The sequence below is a fragment of the Myxococcus sp. AM010 genome (genome assembly GCF_013372585.1).
Lineage (GTDB): Bacteria > Myxococcota > Myxococcia > Myxococcales > Myxococcaceae > Myxococcus > Myxococcus vastator.
Window position 1 is genome coordinate 368055 of the sequence record NZ_JABXEO010000001.1, and the last position, 15801, is coordinate 383855.

At 69.4% G+C, this 15801-nt stretch carries 21 protein-coding genes and 1 tRNA gene; 6 read left to right on the plus strand and 16 right to left on the minus strand.

Annotated elements, in window-relative coordinates:
* Positions 1 to 203: 203 nt before the first annotated feature.
* A complete protein-coding gene (locus HV826_RS01365) occupies positions 204 to 776 on the plus strand; it encodes a hypothetical protein (RefSeq protein ID WP_176415186.1) in 573 nt (190 codons plus the stop codon).
* Positions 776 to 1132, plus strand: a complete 357-nt coding sequence (locus tag HV826_RS01370) for a helix-turn-helix transcriptional regulator (protein ID WP_176422574.1) — start codon at positions 776 to 778, stop codon at positions 1130 to 1132. The genes HV826_RS01365 and HV826_RS01370 overlap by 1 nt, the downstream gene beginning before the upstream one ends.
* A gap of 60 nt (positions 1133 to 1192) precedes the next feature.
* Here the strand turns inward: HV826_RS01370 and HV826_RS01375 are convergent, their stop codons facing one another.
* From HV826_RS01375 to HV826_RS01420, 10 genes are all read right to left on the minus strand, one after another.
* Positions 1193 to 1594 (minus strand): low molecular weight phosphatase family protein, encoded by a 402-nt coding sequence (locus tag HV826_RS01375; protein WP_176415188.1) that lies wholly within the window; start codon positions 1592 to 1594, stop codon positions 1193 to 1195.
* Positions 1591 to 1743: a hypothetical protein gene (locus tag HV826_RS01380; protein WP_176415189.1), complete on the minus strand. Its 153-nt coding sequence runs from the start codon at positions 1741 to 1743 to the stop codon at positions 1591 to 1593. The genes HV826_RS01375 and HV826_RS01380 overlap by 4 nt, the downstream gene beginning before the upstream one ends.
* A gap of 119 nt (positions 1744 to 1862) precedes the next feature.
* Positions 1863 to 2972, minus strand: a complete 1110-nt coding sequence (arsB, locus tag HV826_RS01385; RefSeq protein WP_176415190.1) for an ACR3 family arsenite efflux transporter — start codon at positions 2970 to 2972, stop codon at positions 1863 to 1865.
* Positions 2973 to 2987: 15 nt separating this feature from the next.
* The gene (locus HV826_RS01390) at positions 2988 to 3353 is read right to left on the minus strand and encodes a metalloregulator ArsR/SmtB family transcription factor (protein ID WP_176415191.1); all 366 of its coding nucleotides are present in this window, start codon (positions 3351 to 3353) and stop codon (positions 2988 to 2990) included.
* A gap of 84 nt (positions 3354 to 3437) precedes the next feature.
* On the minus strand, positions 3438 to 4631 hold the full coding sequence (gene chrA, locus HV826_RS01395) for a chromate efflux transporter (protein ID WP_176415192.1): 1194 nt from the start codon (positions 4629 to 4631) through the stop codon (positions 3438 to 3440).
* A complete protein-coding gene (locus tag HV826_RS01400) occupies positions 4624 to 5082 on the minus strand; it encodes a DoxX family protein (RefSeq protein WP_176415193.1) in 459 nt (152 codons plus the stop codon). Before HV826_RS01400 ends, chrA begins: the two co-directional genes overlap by 8 nt.
* Positions 5082 to 5321 carry a YidH family protein gene (locus tag HV826_RS01405; RefSeq protein WP_176415256.1) on the minus strand — a complete coding sequence of 80 codons (240 nt, stop codon included), beginning with the start codon at positions 5319 to 5321 and terminating at the stop codon, positions 5082 to 5084. Before HV826_RS01405 ends, HV826_RS01400 begins: the two co-directional genes overlap by 1 nt.
* A gap of 118 nt (positions 5322 to 5439) precedes the next feature.
* Positions 5440 to 6441, minus strand: a complete 1002-nt coding sequence (locus tag HV826_RS01410; RefSeq protein ID WP_176415194.1) for a hypothetical protein — start codon at positions 6439 to 6441, stop codon at positions 5440 to 5442.
* 190 nt (positions 6442 to 6631) lie between these two features.
* A complete protein-coding gene (locus HV826_RS01415) occupies positions 6632 to 7882 on the minus strand; it encodes an imm11 family protein (RefSeq protein ID WP_176415195.1) in 1251 nt (416 codons plus the stop codon).
* Between the two features lie 15 nt (positions 7883 to 7897).
* Positions 7898 to 9310, minus strand: coding sequence for an AHH domain-containing protein (locus tag HV826_RS01420; RefSeq protein WP_368670815.1), 1413 nt, complete (start codon positions 9308 to 9310; stop codon positions 7898 to 7900).
* A gap of 303 nt (positions 9311 to 9613) precedes the next feature.
* Between HV826_RS01420 and HV826_RS01425 the strand changes: the two genes are divergently transcribed.
* Positions 9614 to 9687: transfer RNA gene (locus HV826_RS01425), tRNA-Ile, on the plus strand.
* A 43-nt stretch (positions 9688 to 9730) separates the two neighbouring features.
* On the opposite strand, the gene HV826_RS01430 is transcribed toward HV826_RS01425, so the two are convergent.
* The 3 genes from HV826_RS01430 to HV826_RS01440 all read right to left on the minus strand — a co-directional run bounded on the left by HV826_RS01430 (position 9731) and on the right by HV826_RS01440 (position 11464).
* A complete protein-coding gene (locus HV826_RS01430) occupies positions 9731 to 10165 on the minus strand; it encodes a VOC family protein (RefSeq protein ID WP_368670816.1) in 435 nt (144 codons plus the stop codon).
* 114 nt (positions 10166 to 10279) lie between these two features.
* Positions 10280 to 10810 (minus strand): hypothetical protein, encoded by a 531-nt coding sequence (locus HV826_RS01435; RefSeq protein WP_176415196.1) that lies wholly within the window; start codon positions 10808 to 10810, stop codon positions 10280 to 10282.
* 84 nt (positions 10811 to 10894) lie between these two features.
* A complete protein-coding gene (locus tag HV826_RS01440) occupies positions 10895 to 11464 on the minus strand; it encodes a TMEM165/GDT1 family protein (protein WP_176415197.1) in 570 nt (189 codons plus the stop codon).
* 381 nt (positions 11465 to 11845) lie between these two features.
* Here HV826_RS01440 and HV826_RS01445 point away from each other — a divergent pair, with 381 nt between their 5' ends.
* Both HV826_RS01445 and HV826_RS01450 read left to right on the plus strand, forming a co-directional pair.
* Positions 11846 to 12103 (plus strand): ribbon-helix-helix domain-containing protein, encoded by a 258-nt coding sequence (locus HV826_RS01445; RefSeq protein ID WP_176415198.1) that lies wholly within the window; start codon positions 11846 to 11848, stop codon positions 12101 to 12103.
* A gap of 88 nt (positions 12104 to 12191) precedes the next feature.
* Entirely contained in the window at positions 12192 to 12683 is a 492-nt protein-coding gene (locus HV826_RS01450) for a hypothetical protein (protein ID WP_176415199.1), read from the plus strand.
* A 31-nt stretch (positions 12684 to 12714) separates the two neighbouring features.
* On the opposite strand, the gene HV826_RS01455 is transcribed toward HV826_RS01450, so the two are convergent.
* From HV826_RS01455 to HV826_RS01465, 3 genes are read right to left on the minus strand one after another with little or no spacing between them, the layout of a single operon-like run.
* Entirely contained in the window at positions 12715 to 13782 is a 1068-nt protein-coding gene (locus tag HV826_RS01455) for a lysylphosphatidylglycerol synthase transmembrane domain-containing protein (RefSeq protein ID WP_176415200.1), read from the minus strand.
* A gap of 17 nt (positions 13783 to 13799) precedes the next feature.
* Positions 13800 to 14531, minus strand: a complete 732-nt coding sequence (locus HV826_RS01460; RefSeq protein WP_176415201.1) for a tyrosine-protein phosphatase — start codon at positions 14529 to 14531, stop codon at positions 13800 to 13802.
* Complete coding sequence (locus HV826_RS01465) at positions 14528 to 14737, minus strand: DNA gyrase inhibitor YacG (RefSeq protein ID WP_163780809.1); 210 nt, start codon at positions 14735 to 14737, stop codon at positions 14528 to 14530. The genes HV826_RS01460 and HV826_RS01465 overlap by 4 nt, the downstream gene beginning before the upstream one ends.
* 61 nt (positions 14738 to 14798) lie before the next feature.
* Here HV826_RS01465 and HV826_RS01470 point away from each other — a divergent pair, with 61 nt between their 5' ends.
* Entirely contained in the window at positions 14799 to 15788 is a 990-nt protein-coding gene (locus HV826_RS01470; protein WP_176415202.1) for an NAD(P)H-quinone oxidoreductase, read from the plus strand.
* The last annotated feature ends 13 nt before the right edge of the window (positions 15789 to 15801 follow it).

The following is a 15801-nucleotide window of genomic DNA, read 5'->3' on the forward strand; positions in this document are numbered from 1 at the left end:
TGCTCGCCTGCGTGCCCTGCTTCTTCGTCAAGCTTGAATATGGGCATCAAAGGATTTGCGCCTGGCACCGGGCCTCGCGGAGCTCTCCGTCGATGTCGCCCAAGGAACCCAGGCGTTGGCCTCCGTTCACTCCAAGGCGCCCTTGCTTTCGTGTGCATCTATATGCATACATGCATCTAGATGCACACATCCCAGGGAGCGCCATGAGCCCCAACCTCGTCCTCGCGTCGACCGTTCTGCTGCTCGCCTTCGTCCATCTCTCCGTGGTGGACGGCGTGTATCTCCACCTCTGGCGCTACCGCCTCCATGCCCGCGAGGAGTCACGACACGAGCACTGGCTGCACACGGCCCGCGCCGTGCTCTTCCCGCCCATCCTGGCGACGCTGTTCCTCGCGCCGCCGCGCGGCGTCGTGCTGTGGTTCGGCCTGGCGCTGGTCGCCCTGGACCAGGTCGTCGAGCTGTTCGACACCTTCTCCGAGCGTGACAGCAGGGCCGCGCTCGGAGGACTGAGCTCCTTCGAGTATTCGCTCCATGTGGTGCTCACGACGCTCCGGGTGGGAGCGCTGGCCTTGGCGCTCGCCGCCGTGCCACCGGAGGCCTGGAGCCCGTGGGCTCCCAGCGTGCCCGGTCAGGCGCACCCGGCCTTCGTCCGTGCCGCGGTGGAGTTCCTCCTCCCGGGGGCCATCGTCGCCGCCGTGGTTCACCTGTGGCTGGGGTGCAAGGCTTCCGCGCAGCCAGCGTGCCGTTGGACCCGGGCATGGGCAAGAATGGGGTGATGACGGCAAGACGTGAAGCGAATGCGCGGGCGCGCAGCGTGGACGAGCTAATCGCGCTCCTGGACTCTCCGTTCCTGCGGGTGCTCACGGAGCCGGCGCGGCTGGAGCTCTTGAAGGTGTTGCTTCGCCAGGGCCCCGCCGATGTGGGGGCCATCGCCGCGCACCTTCCGCAGGACCGCTCCGTCATCTCACGCCACCTCAAGGCGCTGAGCCAGGTCGGCGTCGTCCGCGCGCGCAGTGAAGGGCGCCATCGCATCTATGAAGTGGACGGACAGGCGTTCCTCGCGTCGTTCGAGGGACTCCTGTCCCGCCTGCGAGCGCTGGCGCCGGTGTGTTGTCCGCCAGCCTCGGATTGAAGCGCGCGTTCGTGCGCCGCGTCTGGACGGACGAACATGCCCCGTCCGCTGGAGGGCGCCCTACCGGGCCCAGCCTTCTTGCGCCAGCAGCGCCAGGACACGGCTCCGCACGTCATCGCGAATCTCACGCACGCGCTCCACCGGCTTGCCCTTGGGGTCCTCCAGCGGCCAGTCGCCGCGCTTCAGCCCCGGCACGTAGGGGCACGCGTCGCCGCACCCCATGGTGATGAGCCACTGAGCGCCCTGGGCCAGCTCGTCCGTGAGGCGCTGAGGCCTGGCTCCGGTCAGGTCGATGTCCACCTCGGCCATGGCGGCCTGGACCTCGGGGTGGACGCGCTCCCCGGGCTGCGTCCCGGCGGACACGGCGCGCGCGTGGGCCGGGTCCGCCAGCGCGTTGAAGAAGGCCGCCGCCATCTGCGAGCGACCGGCGTTGTGCACGCAGGCGAAGATGACCGTGTTCATCGTGACGACTCCTGAAGTGAGGGGTGAGAGACCGGCTGCTGCTCACCGATGCCGCGGGTGAGCGCCGTCAGGCGCAGCAGGTCCAGCTTTTCGATGGGCAGGGCGAGGAGCAGCCCCAACCTGCGGGAGATCTCCATGGCCACCCTCATGAAGGCGGCCTCCTTCACGAGCTCGCTGCCTTCGACCGCCGCCGGGTCCTCGCTTCCCCAGCCGACGGAGTCTCGGGCCCTCTCGAACGAGCGTGGGTGGGACGAACGGCGGACGGGGCCTACGAGCGCGCCTCGCCCTCGAAGCGGCGGGGCAGCACGGTGGCGTCGGCTGCGGGGAAGAGCCGGCGCTTGAGCCAGAGCGACAGGTAGACGAGCGCGATGAGCGCGGGCACCTCGATGAGCGGCCCCACCACGCCCGCCAGCGCCTCGCCGGAGGCCATGCCGAAGACGCCCACCGCCACCGCGATGGCCAGCTCGAAGTTGTTCCCCGCCGCCGTGAAGGACAGCGACGCCGTCTCCTCGTAGTTGAAGCCCAGCTTGCGCGAGAGGAAGAAGGCGCTGGTGAACATGATGGCGAAGTAGACGATCAGCGGGAGGGAGATGCGCACCACGTCCAGCGGCAGGCGCGTGATCTTCTCCCCCTGCATCGCGAACATGAGGACGATGGTGTAGAGCAGGCCGACGAGCGCGGTGGGCCCCAGGCGCGGCAGGAAGCGCTGCTCGTACCAGGCCTCCCCCTTCAGCCGCGTCAGGCCGATGCGCGTCAGCGCGCCAGCCACCAGGGGCACGCCCAGGAAGATGAGCACGCTCTTGGCGATGCTCCACATGGACACGTCGAACGCGGTCACCTCCGCGCCGAGCCAGCCCGGGATGACGGTGAGGAAGAGCCAGCCCAGCACCGAGTAGAAGAGAATCTGGAACACGGAGTTGAGGGCCACCAGCACGGCGGCGACCTCGTTGCTGCCGCACGCGAGCATGTTCCAGATGAGCACCATGGCGATGCAGCGGGCCAGCCCGATGAGCACCAGGCCGTTGCGGTACTCCGGCAGGTCCGGCAGGAAGAGCCACGCCAGCGCGAACATCAGCACCGGCCCCACCACCCAGTTGAGCACCAGCGAGGTGGTGAAGAGCTTGCCGCGCGTGCGCAGCCGGCCCAGCTCGCCGTAGCGCACCTTCGCCAGCACCGGGTACATCATCCACAGCAGGCCCAGGGCGATGGGCAGCGACACGGTGTCCAGCTTCACTGTGTCCAGCCGGGCGCCCAGGTCCGGGAAGGCCCGGCCCACGCCAATGCCCAGGCCCATGGCGGCGAAGATCCACACCGGCAGGAACCGGTCGATGACCGAGAGCTTCTTGACGAGGCTGGAGGAAGGAGCGGCGGCGTTCATGGACAGGCTCTTGGGTTACTTGCAGGCGTTGGGGCCGCGGGTCTGGAGGAGGCGCTCCACGTCCTCGCGGAGCACGTCGCGCTTGGAGAAGGCGGCCACCAGGGCCTTGAGCTGCGCCTTGCACACCTCGTCCAACTGCGGGGCCAGCCGGTAGTAGACCCAGCTCGCGTCGCGGCGCGCCTCGACGATGCCGGCGTTCTTCAGCACCGCGAGCTGGCGGGAGGTATTCGACTGCGTCAGCGCGAGCGCGGACTCGAAGTGGCAGACACACAGCTCCCCGTGACTGAGGAGCGCGACGATGCGCAGGCGCGTCTCGTCTCCCAGCGCCTTGAAGAGGCGGGAGGCGGAACGGACATCCAGGGACTTGATGGCGGCTGGCATTACGAAATCACAATATTGAAATATCATGATTCCGCAAGGCCGAGTCCCGTGACGGTTGTGTGACGGCCCCCGGTGTTCAAGGCGTCAAGCGCCCGCTGTCCAGAGCAGCAGCCCGGTGAGCGCGCCGCCCAGGACCAGCCACGCGGAGTTGAGCCGGAAGCGCAGCAGCAGCGCAGCGCTCAGGAGCGCCAGGCCCACCGTCCAGGCGTCCACCAGCGCCGAGCGGCCCAGTTGCCACGTCACCACCGCCATCAGCGCGAGCGAGGCCACGTTGACGCCGTCCAGCACCGCCCCCGCCACCCAGGAGCGGCGCAGGCGCGGCACCAGCGGCCCACTCACCGCGACGAAGAAGAAGGCCGGCAGGAAGATGCCCACGGTGGCCACCACCGCCCCCACGCTGCCTCCCAGGAGGTAGCCGATGAAGGTCGCCGTCGTGAAGACGGGACCAGGGGTCACCTGCCCCACGGCCACGGCGTCGAGCAGCTGCGCCTGAGTCAGCCAACCCAACCGCTCCACCAGGTCCGCGCGCAGGAAGGCCAGCAGCACGTAGCCGCTCCCGAAGAGCACCGCGCCCACCTTCACGAAGAAGAGGAACAGCCCGCCCAGACTGAAGGGCACGACGCCCGCGGCACCCGCCGCCAGCCCCTGGAGGGCCAGGGGCAGCCCCAGCATCATCTGTCCAGGTCCCTGCTGTTTCTGGCCAGCGCCCGCCACCCGAGTCCCGCCACGCCAGAGCGCCATGAGGACCCCGGCACAGAACAGGACGAGCAGTTCGTTCACCCCCAGCGCGCTCGCGATGACGGCGGCCACGCCGACAGCGGCGAGCGCGCGCGTCTTCACCGCGACCCGGCCCAGCCCCCAGAGCGCCTGGAGCACCACGGCGATGATGACGGGCTTCACGCCGTACAGCACGCCCTCCGCCGAGGGCAGGCTCCCGAAGCGCGCATACGCCCAGGCCGCGGCCAGCGTGATGAGCATCGCGGGGAGGATGAAGCAGACCCCGGCCACCAGCAGGCCCGGCCAGCCGCCCCGCCGGTGCCCCAGGTGGATGGCCAGCTCCGTCGAGTTCGGCCCCGGAATGAGGTTGGTCGCCCCGAGCAGGTCGAGGAACTCCTCGCGCGTCAGCCAGCGGCGCCGCCGCACCACCTCATCCTCCATCATCGCGATGTGGGCCGCCGGCCCCCCAAACCCCGTGAAGCCGAGCCGCAGGAAGAGCAGCGCCACCTCCACCAGGCCGTGCGCGCCGTGACGCGGCGGCTCGCGCGCCTCGTCAGACATGCGCGGCTCCGCGCCGCCGCCTCAGCCAGGTATCCACCGACCAGGGGCCGGCGCCCACCCAGAGGAGGAAGAGCGCGCCGAGCAGCATCGAGCAGTCCGTGCGGGACGCATGCGCCATCTTCCAGAAGCCACTCGCCAGGAGGATGGGCACCTTGGTGGTGGCCATGGCCACCAGCATGGTGATGATGAGCGGCACGGCAGCCAGCCGCGTCACCAGCCCCAGGAGCACCAGGGCACCGCAGAGCAGCTCCACGGCGCCCACGAACGGGCCCAGCACCTCCGGCGCCGGAAGGCCGATTCGCGCGAACCTGCCGGCCCCCACCTCGGCGGGGACGAGGAACTTCTGGAGGCCCTCGGACACGAAGACGCCGCCCACCATCAACCGGATGAGCAGCGTGGCGGCGGGTGCCCGCGTCGCGAGGAGGCGCTCCCACAAGACTGCCACGGACATCACCGGCCTCCGTCAAAGCGGAAGGGTAGCAGTCCGCCGCCCAGCAGGAGCACCAGGACGGCCCCCAGGAGCGCGGCGAAGATGGCGAGCGCGGCGGGGCCCCGGAGGAAGGCGCCGAACCGCGCCACCACGAAGCCGAAGCCCATCATCGCCAGGCCCGTGCGCACCCAGGCCAGCAGCGTGCGCTCCGCGGCCCAGTCATAGCGCGCATCCCGCGCTGGCGGCCTGGCGACCGGCATGACGGGCGAAGGGCCCATCGGGGCTGGCATGTCCGAAGAGCGCTGATCGGCGGGAAGGCTCACGCGGCCATCACATACCTTTCGCGGGGTCCGCTACAAGCCGGGGGCATCCTTCCCCTCAGAAGAGCACCGGAACCAGCGACACCACCCAGGCATCCTGGGCGCTGGCGTCGCGGCCCCATTGCAGGCGCTGATAGCCCACGAGGAGCTGCACGTCCTCGCTGGCGATGAACTCCACGCCAGCACCGAGCGTGACTTCGGTCGTGGAGACATCCCGTATCTCCAGGCCGTCCAGGCGAGGTGGCCCCTGGTGGAGGCCGCTCACCTCCAGCATCAGGACGAGCGCGCCTCGCAGCAGAGGCCACTCGCCAGCGAGGCTCCACGCCACGGAGTCACCCGCGGCGATGGAGACGCCACCCACCTGGGTTGGGAGCGGATGGGACCAGGTCACCTGCAGGTGGAGGAGGACGGGACGGACGCCCCGGGTCAGGTCGACGCCCAACATCAGGTCGGTGCTGCCCGTTCCGCGGACATCGGTGTCCAGCAACGCCGCGTCCGCGCTCACGGCCCGCCCGGTGGGGAGCTTCACCAGGCCCAGCAGCGTCAGCTCGGGGAGCCCCCCCACGGTTTCCTTGAGCAGCACCGCGCGCGCGAAGAGCTGGGTATCCGACAGACCGGAGGACGCCGCCCGCTGTGAGTCTTCGCGGCGCCGCTGGTGCCGCCACTCCAGCTCCGCCCCGACGGCGAACCGGGTGGACAGCCCATATTCCAGGAAGAGCTGCAGGACCGCCCTGTGCTGTGACTCCCCCTGCTCCAAGGATTGATAGCGCCCGCGCTCGTCGAACTCCCCTCGGATGGACTCGAGGCTCGACAGGGGCTGGGCCGTCATCCGCCCCGGCGCGGTGATGGGCGCGGTGTAGGCGACGAAGGGACCCGACGTGGTGGGGCGATACACCTCCTCCGGTGGGCCGTCGGGCGCGGCTCCCTTGCCAGGGCGGGTGGTGGATTCCGGTACGTCCCGGGCCGCTCCCGTCGCTCCCGGTGGGGCTGCTCGCGCCGGGGATGACAGCGACAGGAGCGCCGCGACTGTGAGCGGCCAGACATCCAACTGCCCGGACATGGAAAGGGCCTCCGCGCGGAACGGGCAGAATCCGGTGCCCAGGGCGTGGTGACAACTCATTCCCAGGCGGACGCTACCCAGCCGTCAGAAAGACATCGGTGCGGGGCATCGCGGTGCGCACGAGGCGGCGGGAAAGCGCGAGGTCGTCCTGCCCGAGCTCCGCGACCTGCCTGCTGAGCACGGGAAGTTGTCACACAACGGGCTGGCGCCAGGCGCGAGACAGGTGCTCCTGACCTTCCTCGACGAAGCGCCGCAGCAGCTCGTCACGACCGTGCTTCCCGTTCTCCAGCAGGTACGCCAACTCCACGGGCATCAGCACTTTGACTGTGACCAGTCGCACCTCTCCGGCCGGCATGGAGAAGCGGCATGGCAGCGTGCTCGACGCCATGCCCAGCAACACCCCCACCCTGCCCTCCTTTGTCAGCAGCGGCTCGGGCATGCCCTGGCCGGAGACCTCCATGGAGAGGAAGCCCGCCTTCACCTTCTCGCGCACGCTTTCGTGTTCCGCCACCTCGTCCCCCACCCGCTCCAGGAGCAGCAGCGGCCAGCTCTTCTCGACATTGCCGAGAGGCTCGTTCGTCTCCAGGGCCAGCTCCAAGCCGAAGCCCACGGACGGCGCCACCTGGTCCACGAAGAAGTCCGATAGCCCGTCTGTCACCAAAAGAGTCCGCCCCTCGGGGCGGTGGATGACACGCCAGACCTGGCGCCGGGCGGGCCAGCCGCCACCGGCGACGATGGGGATGATGACCTCCTCGTCCAGCTTCCCCAGAGTGCGCCAGAAGGGCTCGCGGGCCGCGTCCGTTTCATCCCGAAGCGCCAGGAGCTTCCGGTTCCGTTCGCGCTCCTCCTGACTGATGGCGCTCGGGCCGGTGACCTCCTTGAAATAGCAGCCCGTGACGCCCGCGCGTTCCAGTGCCTCCTTGATGTCCTCGGACACGATGAGCGCGATGCTCCACCCCCAGGTCCGGAACACCTTGGCGCCGCCCACCTTCGCCGGGTCGATGCGCATGCCAGACACACCGCGGTATTCCCCGACCTTCTCCGGGCGCCCATCCTCCGGCTGCCAGTACCGAACCTCCGTTGAGGCGTTGTCGTCGATGCACCGGATGAGCCGGGTCGCGACGAGGATGAAGTACGGCTCGGCCTGTCCGGCAACATCGACGGGAAAGAGCTGCACGTCGTCTGGCGCCAGCTCCGCGAAGATATGCGCCACCCCCTTGTGAACAATAGGGGTGACACCCACGCCCGCGAGGGAAAAATCCAGGGGACGCCCGGGATGGTTGATGGGGATCTTGAGTGGCGCTTCAACCTGGACAGGGCAGCCATCCGTGAACTGCCACGGGTCGTCCACCTCCTGCCCCTGTAAGCTCGTGGGGTCTCCCAGCAGCCAGCGCCCCTGGAGTTCCATGTCATCAGCCAGGTCAAAAAATCGCTTCGCCATGAGTTCTTCCTCGCCTCACTTAGCCCGCGTCACCAGCTTGTTGAGTTCGGTACCCGGCTTGGAGACCTGCACAGCCAAATCCCTCAGTTCCGCCGTCAAACTTTCACGACACTGATGGATGCTCCTGCAGCGCCTCGTTGCAAACTGCAGTCGGCGGAAGACCTCTAGATGGTACTCCACGGGGTGAGGCCCCTTGTGGCCCCGCACGCGGACTTTGTTGGCAGCGTCATCGAGTGACATGCCCGCACGGTCGAAGAGCTTCTGGAAAATGGGTGACCACGGGCCACCACTGTTGGTGGAGTCCCACCACTTGTTCGTCGCGATGTGGTGCTCGTGGGTAGCGGTCGCCACCGGCTCGGACGCCACGGCGCGCGTGCCTCGTGCCGTCTCCGCGACAGCCTCCGGCTCCAGTCCGATGGTGATGACGCCTCCCGGTGCCACCGCCACCGAGGTGACCTGTCCCGCCGCCGCCAGCCGGAAGCCGCCCTGCCCAGCGCCCACCAGCGAGGCTTGCGCGGAGCCGGGGAGCGTGGGCACCCGCGCCGACAACGTCTGCGCCGTGCCGCCCAGCGCCGCCATCGCGAGCATGACGAACGCCCGCGCCGCGTTCTGCCCCATCACCGTCCCGTACTTCTCTCCCGCGCCCTGAAGCTCATCGAAGGTGGTCGCCGCCTCCACCTCCTTCGCCAGCACCCTCCAGCCCTGGACAAGGCTCCACACCGTGTCCCACCCCAGGTAGGCGATGAGCGCCACCGTCAGCGTCGCGGCGATGCCCTTCGAAAGCAGCGGCTCGGGCACCAGCCATAATCCGAAGTAGATGGCTCCCGTTGTCGCGAGCATCGTCACCATCGACTCCTTGTCCGTCAGCTCCCCCAGCGCCTCGGCCGTTTCGTCCCAGACCGAATCCAGGGCCAGCCGGAAGGCCAGGATGCGCTTGCCCTCCTCGTCCAGGATGACGTCCTCGTCCAGCAGATGCAGGCAGTCCCGTGGTTCCTTCAGGCGCTGGCACCAGTGTCCGTAGGCGTTCGCCAACTCCGTTTCTGCGTTCGGCTCCTCCGTCACAAGAAGACGGCCCCGTCGCGGCTCTTCGACGGAGACCAGTCCCAGCCGCCCTCGCGCCGGGGAGTACGCGCGAGGCACGTCCAGGCCGAGGAGCCTCAACGCCGCCTCCCTTGGCCGAGGAGACGGCGGCGCGGTGCGAGCCATCTCCTGCACTGCCTCCACGAACTCGTCCTCGTCCAACTCGACGGGCTCAGCGTCCGCCCGTGGCGTGTAGATGCTGGGCCGACCCTCGCCGGTGTCCAGGCGCACCACCCGCGAGGAGGCGCCGCAACCTGTGCCCACCAGCATCAGCAGCACCACCGCTCCCCAGCGCAGCGTCATGTCCCTCTCCGCGTCATCGCCCCCCAGCCCGAGGGGCGAATTCACTTAATTCCAGGGAAGGCTGACACTGCATCAGAGCGTGAGGGAAAGGCGCTTCATGCTGCGGCATAGGCTCCTCACGCCCCCCACCACAGGACCGACGTCGGACCTCGTCAGCCGTCCCCCTTGCACACCGTCCCTTCCCCACCGCTTCGTTCCCGTTGCCCTCCGCCCGCCATGTGGTATAGAGCCGCCCCGAAGCGCGAAGTGCCCCGCCCCGTTGCCAAAGCTGTTGCACGGACACCGGGCGAGCAGGTAGGAAGGCAGTAGAAGTTCCGCAGTAAAAGCCGTAGGTTGCAGCCTACTTACGGCCAGGTAGCTCACCTGGTTAGAGCGGCGGTCTCATAATCCGCAGGTAGTCAGTTCAAGTCTGACCCTGGCCACTACCCCGGCGTCACCTTCACGGTGACACCGGGGTTTTTCTTTTCAGCCCGCCTTCTGCAGCATCCAGACGTGGCCGTCGGGGTCCTTGAACGTCCCCGAGTAGCCCCAGGGCTTCTGGCCCGGCGCGGAGGCAACCTCGGCCCCGGCCTCCCGCGCCCTGGCGATGAGCGCGTCCACCTGGGCCTCCGTCTCCAGGGACAGGCTCAAGATGCACTCCGAAACGCCCTGCTCCGCGACCTTGTTGCTCCCCGCCACCCAGCCGAACCCACCGGTGGGGATGAGCATCAGGCTGACGCCCGCGTTGAGCGTGAAGTGGACGGGCTCGGGCATCGCCCCGTCCGCCGTCTCGACGACGAGGCGGAGGCCGAGGCCCTCTCGGTAGAAGCGAAAGGCCCGCGCCAGGTCCCGCGTCGGCAGACTCACGACGACATGGGGACCGCGCGGTGCCGGGTCCTGCGGGGATGATTGCGATGCCACGATGACCTCCAGGGAATGGGTTCCTGCGAGTCAGACGCCCCACCGCCCCCGGAATCATCGCCGCCCGCTACGAAAAAGGGCCGGGACCAGCCGCCGCCCCGGCCCAGGGACGGCCTACTGGCAGTCGTTCAGCGGGAAGACGTAGTCACGGCGCGGCGTCTGGCCGGGGTCCTGGTTGATGGCCGCGACGCTCAGCTCGCTGTAGTTCACCGTCTGGCTGCTGCCGATGACCATCTGCGTCTTCTGCACGCGCGTGGTCGACAGCACCACCTTGCCCGTCGTGCCGTTCGGCTCGATGCGGAAGCAGTTCATGATGCGCGGGTCCACCGTGGACTTACGGCACTGGCTGTACTGCCCCAGAATCTGGCGCTTCGTGTACGTGCACCGGCAATCCCAGGGGTCGTACTCCTCGGAGACGTACGCGGCCTCGAAGCCCGTCGCCGTCTGGACGACCTCCAGGTGCGTGCCGCCCTGGAACTCGTCACAGCGCAGGAGCACGTCGCCCACGGCGCCCTGCTTCACCTCCGCCGTCTCGGGGACCACCTCGGTGGCGGCCATCGGGTCCTGCGGCTGGGCACCGTCGCAACCCGCGCCCAGGAGGGCGCTCATCAGAATCATCGCGGAAAAACGAAGGGGGGAACGCATTCCAGCTCCTGAAGAAAGGTCCGGGTCATCCCAGACCTCGCGCATGGGAGCTTTTCCTGACTTGAAGCGCAATACACTTCTCCGTCACATCCGGAGCGCCGTCCACAGCGACAGGGCACCGAAGACGAAGAAGAGGCTGGCGGCGGCCCAGCGCACCCAGCTCATCTGCACCCGTCCGGCGAGCCGGTCCCCCAGGAACACGGCCAGGCCGTCCGACAGCATCATCCCGGCCGTGGTGCCCAGCGTCACCGTCAGCGGCGCCTGGTAGCGCGCGGCCACGGCCATGGTGGCCAGCTGCGTCTTGTCCCCCATCTCCGCGAGGAAGAAGAGCACCACCGTGGTGAGAAAGGCCCCGAAGCGCGGCGGCTTGCCTCCATCTTCATCCAGCGTGTCCGGCTTGAGCGTCCACAGGCCAAAGCCAATGAAGAGCACCGCCAGGAGCAACGCCATCCACTTCGCCGGCACGTGCGCGGACACCCAGCTGCCCACGCTGGACGCCAGCGCGTGATTGGCGACGGTGGCGACGAAGATGCCCGCCAGCACATGCCACGGCTTGCGAAACCGCGTGGCCAGGGAGAACGCGAGCAGCTGCGTCTTGTCCCCCATCTCACTGGCGGCCACCAACACGAATGAACCCACGAGCGCTTCCAGCATGAGACTCCCTCGCAAAGACGGGGCCGGGGTACAGGCTCGTGGGAGACGCCAGGGCAGCACGCGCGCACGACGGACCTCGGCCAGGAAGAAACGACAATCCCTGTCCGAAGGTCTCGTTCGTCTCGCGAACATCACGAGGTGGGGGCCCGGGCTGTTTCCAGCCAGTGTGTCGAGCTTCCCGCCGCCAGCGGCGCTGGCGTGAACTACTCCCCTAAGGCAAGGGGCGAAGTAGCAGCGCCCCCAGGGCCCTGTCAACGCGACGTGCGGCGCGGCTCGGCCGCCTGGCTTCCGGCGCATTTTTTGACGGCGTGCCTGTCCGCCCGCCTAATGCCTCGGACAGGCAGGTAGCGGCCTGTAGCAGCCACGCCCGGAGGAAGTCCGATGCAGGATGGAAGCGCCAGTCCCCTGAGCCCCGAGGCGCCGTCGTCCCCGGCGGCCACGGAAGTGTCTGTCGACGCCCGAGGCCCGGACGCCGACATCGTCTCCACCCACGTCCTGGTCCCCGAGGAGCAGGTCCAGAAGCTGCGCGAGCTGGCGCGGCGGACCCGCATCCACCAGAGCGAGTACCTGCGCGAGGCCGTGGAGGACCTGCTCGGCAAGTACGGCCGTGGCACGCCCAAGGAGGAAGGCCAGTCATGAGGGCGGCCTCCGTCCGGCCCCCACCTGGAGGCCGGGCGTGACCCCGGGGTAGGCTCCGCGCTTCCATTTCGGAAGGAGCCCACACCCCATGCGTCTCCCGATTCTCAGCGCCGCGCTCGCGCTCGCCGCCGCCGGCTGTGCCACCTCCGGCTTCGACAAGCTCTACCCGGGCATGTCGTCCCAGCAGGTCGTCGACGCCATGGGCTCAGGGCCCACGCGCGCGCAGGAGTTCCCGGACAGCTCCACCGCCTGGTACTACGGCGATGACCGCTGCGTGCTGATGCGCGAAGACAAGCTCGTCGCCAAGGCCACGACCGAGGACTCCACCACCATCAACACCCCCGTCGTCTCCGTGCGCGACAGCGCGAAGGCCCTCTGCGCGCCAGAAGGCCACGCCTCCTCGGAGAAGCGGGAGCAGGTCATCGACACTCCGTTCGGCAACTTCAAGGGCAACATCGACCCGAAGGCCGCCATGGAGAAGGTGAAGGGCGTGGTGACGGGCAAGAGCGGCGACACCGCCCCCGCGAACACGGACGCCGCTCCCGCCGAGCCGGAGCAGGCGGCGTCGCCCACCCCGTAGGGAGCCGCATTCGACACCTGGGGCCCCGGCGTCAGGCGGAGGGTGCCACCGCCTCGCCTTCCTTGTCGTCCAGCTTGCCGGCGATGTCCTTGAACGACAGGTGGCCCATGGACAGCAAGATGAGGCCCAGGCCCACCTGCTGCACCGTCTGGCACAGCCACATGACGTTGGCGTAGGCCAGCCCGCTGGCGTTCACCGCGGCGGCCGGAAGGAAGAGGCTCAGGCCCACCTTCGTCGCCGCCTGGAAGGTGCCCATCATCCCCGGCGCCGCGGGAATCATCAGCCCCACCACCAGCACGCCCAGCACGACGTAGGCCTGGAAGAGCGTCAGGCCCATGGGCTCGCAGACGGTGCCGGGCGCCGCGCCCGAGCAGTCAAAGGCGTTGGCCAGCATGGACATGCCCGCGCCATTCACACCCCAGTACAGCGCCGTGTAGAGGAAGAAGAGCGCGACCTGTCGCCCCTTCGGCAGCTGCCGCATGGCGCCCACGAAGGTGTCGACGATGTCCGCCACCTTGTCCGCCACCTGCGGCGCCACCCGGCCCACCGTGGCGCGCACGAAGTTCACCGTGCGCTGCTGCTGCCAGAGGCCGAAGAGGAGGAACGCCAGGCCGCCGCCGAACACCGCGAACATCAGCCACGAGCCCAGCTTGACGTAGCGAATCTCCGGCGTCTCCGTGGGGACGAAGAAGAGCAGCGCGCGCAGCATCGCCGCCACGAAGAGGCCGTCCACGATGCGCTCCAGCACCACGGACGTCATGGCCGCGCTGCGGCGGATGCCACTGCGCTGCGCGATGAGGAAGGGCCGCGCGAACTCGCCCAGGCGGAAGGGCAGCACCAGCAGCATCATGAAGCCGATGCCGGAGGCCTCGTTCAGCTTGCGGAAAGGGACGTGCTCCAGGCCCGACAGGAGGCAGCCCCAGCGCAGGGTGCGGAAGACGTGGATGGCCAACAGGCAGCCGAAGTACGGCACCACCCACGCGTAGTTGGCCGACTTCAGGCTGGCCAGCTGCGTGGCCCAGTCCGTGTCCCTGAAGGCCCACCACATGAAGAGGAAGGTGACCAGGAGGCTGGCCAGGAGTTTGACGGCGCGTTTCACAGCGGCCGGGTATACCGTCAGTCCGGGTCGGACTCCAGTGACTCCCCGGCCAGCAGCGTCGCGGGATTGTCTCTCATGAGACGGGCGAAGGCCGCGTCCCCTGCCCTGCTCCGCAGCTCCGCCAGCGAGCGGCCCACCCAGTCCCGGGCCCCCACCGGCCCGTGCAGGTCCGTGGCGCCCACCGCGTAGAGCCCGTCATCCAGGAAGGCGCGGGACAGCTTCTTCGCCGCGCCGCCGTAACGGCCGATGAGCGCCCCGACATCCAGTTGCAACAGCGCCCCAGCTCGCACGGCCTCCGCGGCGCGGCCCTTCCGCTCGAACTCCAGGCAGCGCTCGGGGTGCGCCAGCAGCGGCACCACGCCCTTGGTGCGGATGCGGAAGAGGATGTCCGGCAGCGCGGGGACGGGCGCGGTGTAGGGCAGCTCGACGAGCACGTAGCGGCCCGGGCCCAGCTTGCGGGCCTGCGGCGTGTTGAGGCCGCGCAGGAAGGCGTCGTCGAGCACGTTCTCCGCGTTGCGCCCCAACGTCAGGGGGATGCGCTCGCGCTCCAGGGCCTCCGCCAGCTCCGCGCGGCGCGCGTCCACCACCTCCACGGGGGCGTATTCGGGGCGCGCATGCGGACTGGGCGCGGCGGTGGAGAAGCCGAGGTCGACCAGCGCGCGCGCCATCTCCAGCGCGTCTTCCAGCGTGCGTGCCCCGTCATCCACTCCGGGCAGCAGGTGGCAGTGCAGGTCGACGAAGCCGCTCATGCGTCGCCGCGCTGGCGCTCCGGGTGGCTGTCGGCGGGCAGCTCGTCCTCCTGCTCATCCGCCTGCCGGTCGGGGACGCGGTACTCCTCGCCCAGCCACCGGCCGAGGTCCACGGCGCGGCAGCGCTTGGAGCAGAAGGGAAAACCAGCGTTCTCCCCGCGCGGGGGAACGGGCTTCTGGCAGATGGGACACGTCAGGGTGCTCATGATGGACGGTGTTCTAGATAAGCGTTGACGCTCTCGCGAGCCAGGATGTTTCGTGCCCACCATGAAGGTCCTTCGCATCACCCGCCCTGGGGGCCCCGAGGTCCTCGCCGAGGAAGAGCGTCCCGAGCCCGTCCCAGGCCCGGGGGAAATCCTGGTCCGGGTCCGAGCGTCCGCGCTCAACCGGGCGGACCTCCTGCAGCTTCGTGGTCACTACCCTGCCCCGCCGGACGTGGCGCCGGACATTCCCGGCCTGGAGTACGCGGGCGAGGTGGTGGCCGTGGGCCCGCGCGCACGGCGCTTCCAGCCCGGCGACCGCGTCATGGGGCTGGTGGGAGGGGGCGCGTGGTCGGAGCTGCTCGTCACGCACGAGCGCGAGGCGCTGCCCATCCCCGACGGCATGGACTTCGCCGACGCGGCGGCCATCCCGGAGGCGTACCTCACCGCGTTCGACGCGCTGGTGCTCCAGGGCGAGCTCAAGCCCGGTGAGACGGTGCTCGTCCACGCGGTGGCCAGTGGCGTGGGCTCGGCGGCGGCGCTCATCTGCCAGGCCATGGGCGCGCGCGTGGTGGGCACGGGCCGCAACGCGGCGAAGCTGGCCCGCGCGGCCGACTGGGGCGTGGCGCGCACGGTGCTGTGTGACAGCAAGCCGCCGCGCTTCGCGGACGCGGTGCGCGAGGAGACGGGTGGCCGGGGCGCGGACCTGTGCCTGGACCTGGTGGGCGGCGACTACGTGCCGGAGACGCTGAAGGCCCTGGCGCCCCGGGGGCGGCTGATGCTGGTGGGGCTGGTGGCGGGCGCGGCCACCGAAGTGAACCTGGGCACGGTGTTGACGAAGCGCCTGCGCGTCACCGGCACCGTGCTGCGCAGCCGTGCACTTGAAGAGAAGATGGCGCTGGCGCAGAGCGCGGAGCGGCACCTGTTGCCGCTGCTCCGCTCGGGGGCGCTGCGGCCCGTGGTCGACGCGGTGGTGCCGCGCGCGGACATCCGGCAGGCGCTGGAGCGCATGGCCGACAATGACTCGGTGGGCAAGCTGGTGGTGCGGTGGGCGTGAGCCGCATCGCGAA

What these genes read in the sequence shown, in the direction of transcription:
- HV826_RS01410 (WP_176415194.1), bottom strand. Translation starts at nt 6,441, where the DNA reads ATGTCCGGGCAGTTGGATGTCTGGCCGCTCACAGTCGCGGCGCTCCTG.
- HV826_RS01460 (WP_176415201.1), bottom strand. Translation starts at nt 14,531, where the DNA reads ATGAGCGGCTTCGTCGACCTGCACTGCCACCTGCTGCCCGGAGTGGAT.
- HV826_RS01470 (WP_176415202.1), top strand. Translation starts at nt 14,799, where the DNA reads ATGAAGGTCCTTCGCATCACCCGCCCTGGGGGCCCCGAGGTCCTCGCC.
- HV826_RS01465 (WP_163780809.1), bottom strand. Translation starts at nt 14,737, where the DNA reads ATGAGCACCCTGACGTGTCCCATCTGCCAGAAGCCCGTTCCCCCGCGC.
- arsB (WP_176415190.1), bottom strand. Translation starts at nt 2,972, where the DNA reads ATGAACGCCGCCGCTCCTTCCTCCAGCCTCGTCAAGAAGCTCTCGGTC.
- HV826_RS01450 (WP_176415199.1), top strand. Translation starts at nt 12,192, where the DNA reads ATGCGTCTCCCGATTCTCAGCGCCGCGCTCGCGCTCGCCGCCGCCGGC.
- HV826_RS01400 (WP_176415193.1), bottom strand. Translation starts at nt 5,082, where the DNA reads ATGTCCGTGGCAGTCTTGTGGGAGCGCCTCCTCGCGACGCGGGCACCC.
- chrA (WP_176415192.1), bottom strand. Translation starts at nt 4,631, where the DNA reads ATGTCTGACGAGGCGCGCGAGCCGCCGCGTCACGGCGCGCACGGCCTG.
- HV826_RS01375 (WP_176415188.1), bottom strand. Translation starts at nt 1,594, where the DNA reads ATGAACACGGTCATCTTCGCCTGCGTGCACAACGCCGGTCGCTCGCAG.
- HV826_RS01390 (WP_176415191.1), bottom strand. Translation starts at nt 3,353, where the DNA reads ATGCCAGCCGCCATCAAGTCCCTGGATGTCCGTTCCGCCTCCCGCCTC.
- HV826_RS01370 (WP_176422574.1), top strand. Translation starts at nt 776, where the DNA reads ATGACGGCAAGACGTGAAGCGAATGCGCGGGCGCGCAGCGTGGACGAG.
- HV826_RS01440 (WP_176415197.1), bottom strand. Translation starts at nt 11,464, where the DNA reads ATGCTGGAAGCGCTCGTGGGTTCATTCGTGTTGGTGGCCGCCAGTGAG.
- HV826_RS01415 (WP_176415195.1), bottom strand. Translation starts at nt 7,882, where the DNA reads ATGGCGAAGCGATTTTTTGACCTGGCTGATGACATGGAACTCCAGGGG.
- HV826_RS01380 (WP_176415189.1), bottom strand. Translation starts at nt 1,743, where the DNA reads ATGAGGGTGGCCATGGAGATCTCCCGCAGGTTGGGGCTGCTCCTCGCC.
- HV826_RS01435 (WP_176415196.1), bottom strand. Translation starts at nt 10,810, where the DNA reads ATGCGTTCCCCCCTTCGTTTTTCCGCGATGATTCTGATGAGCGCCCTC.
- HV826_RS01405 (WP_176415256.1), bottom strand. Translation starts at nt 5,321, where the DNA reads ATGCCGGTCGCCAGGCCGCCAGCGCGGGATGCGCGCTATGACTGGGCC.
- HV826_RS01365 (WP_176415186.1), top strand. Translation starts at nt 204, where the DNA reads ATGAGCCCCAACCTCGTCCTCGCGTCGACCGTTCTGCTGCTCGCCTTC.
- HV826_RS01445 (WP_176415198.1), top strand. Translation starts at nt 11,846, where the DNA reads ATGCAGGATGGAAGCGCCAGTCCCCTGAGCCCCGAGGCGCCGTCGTCC.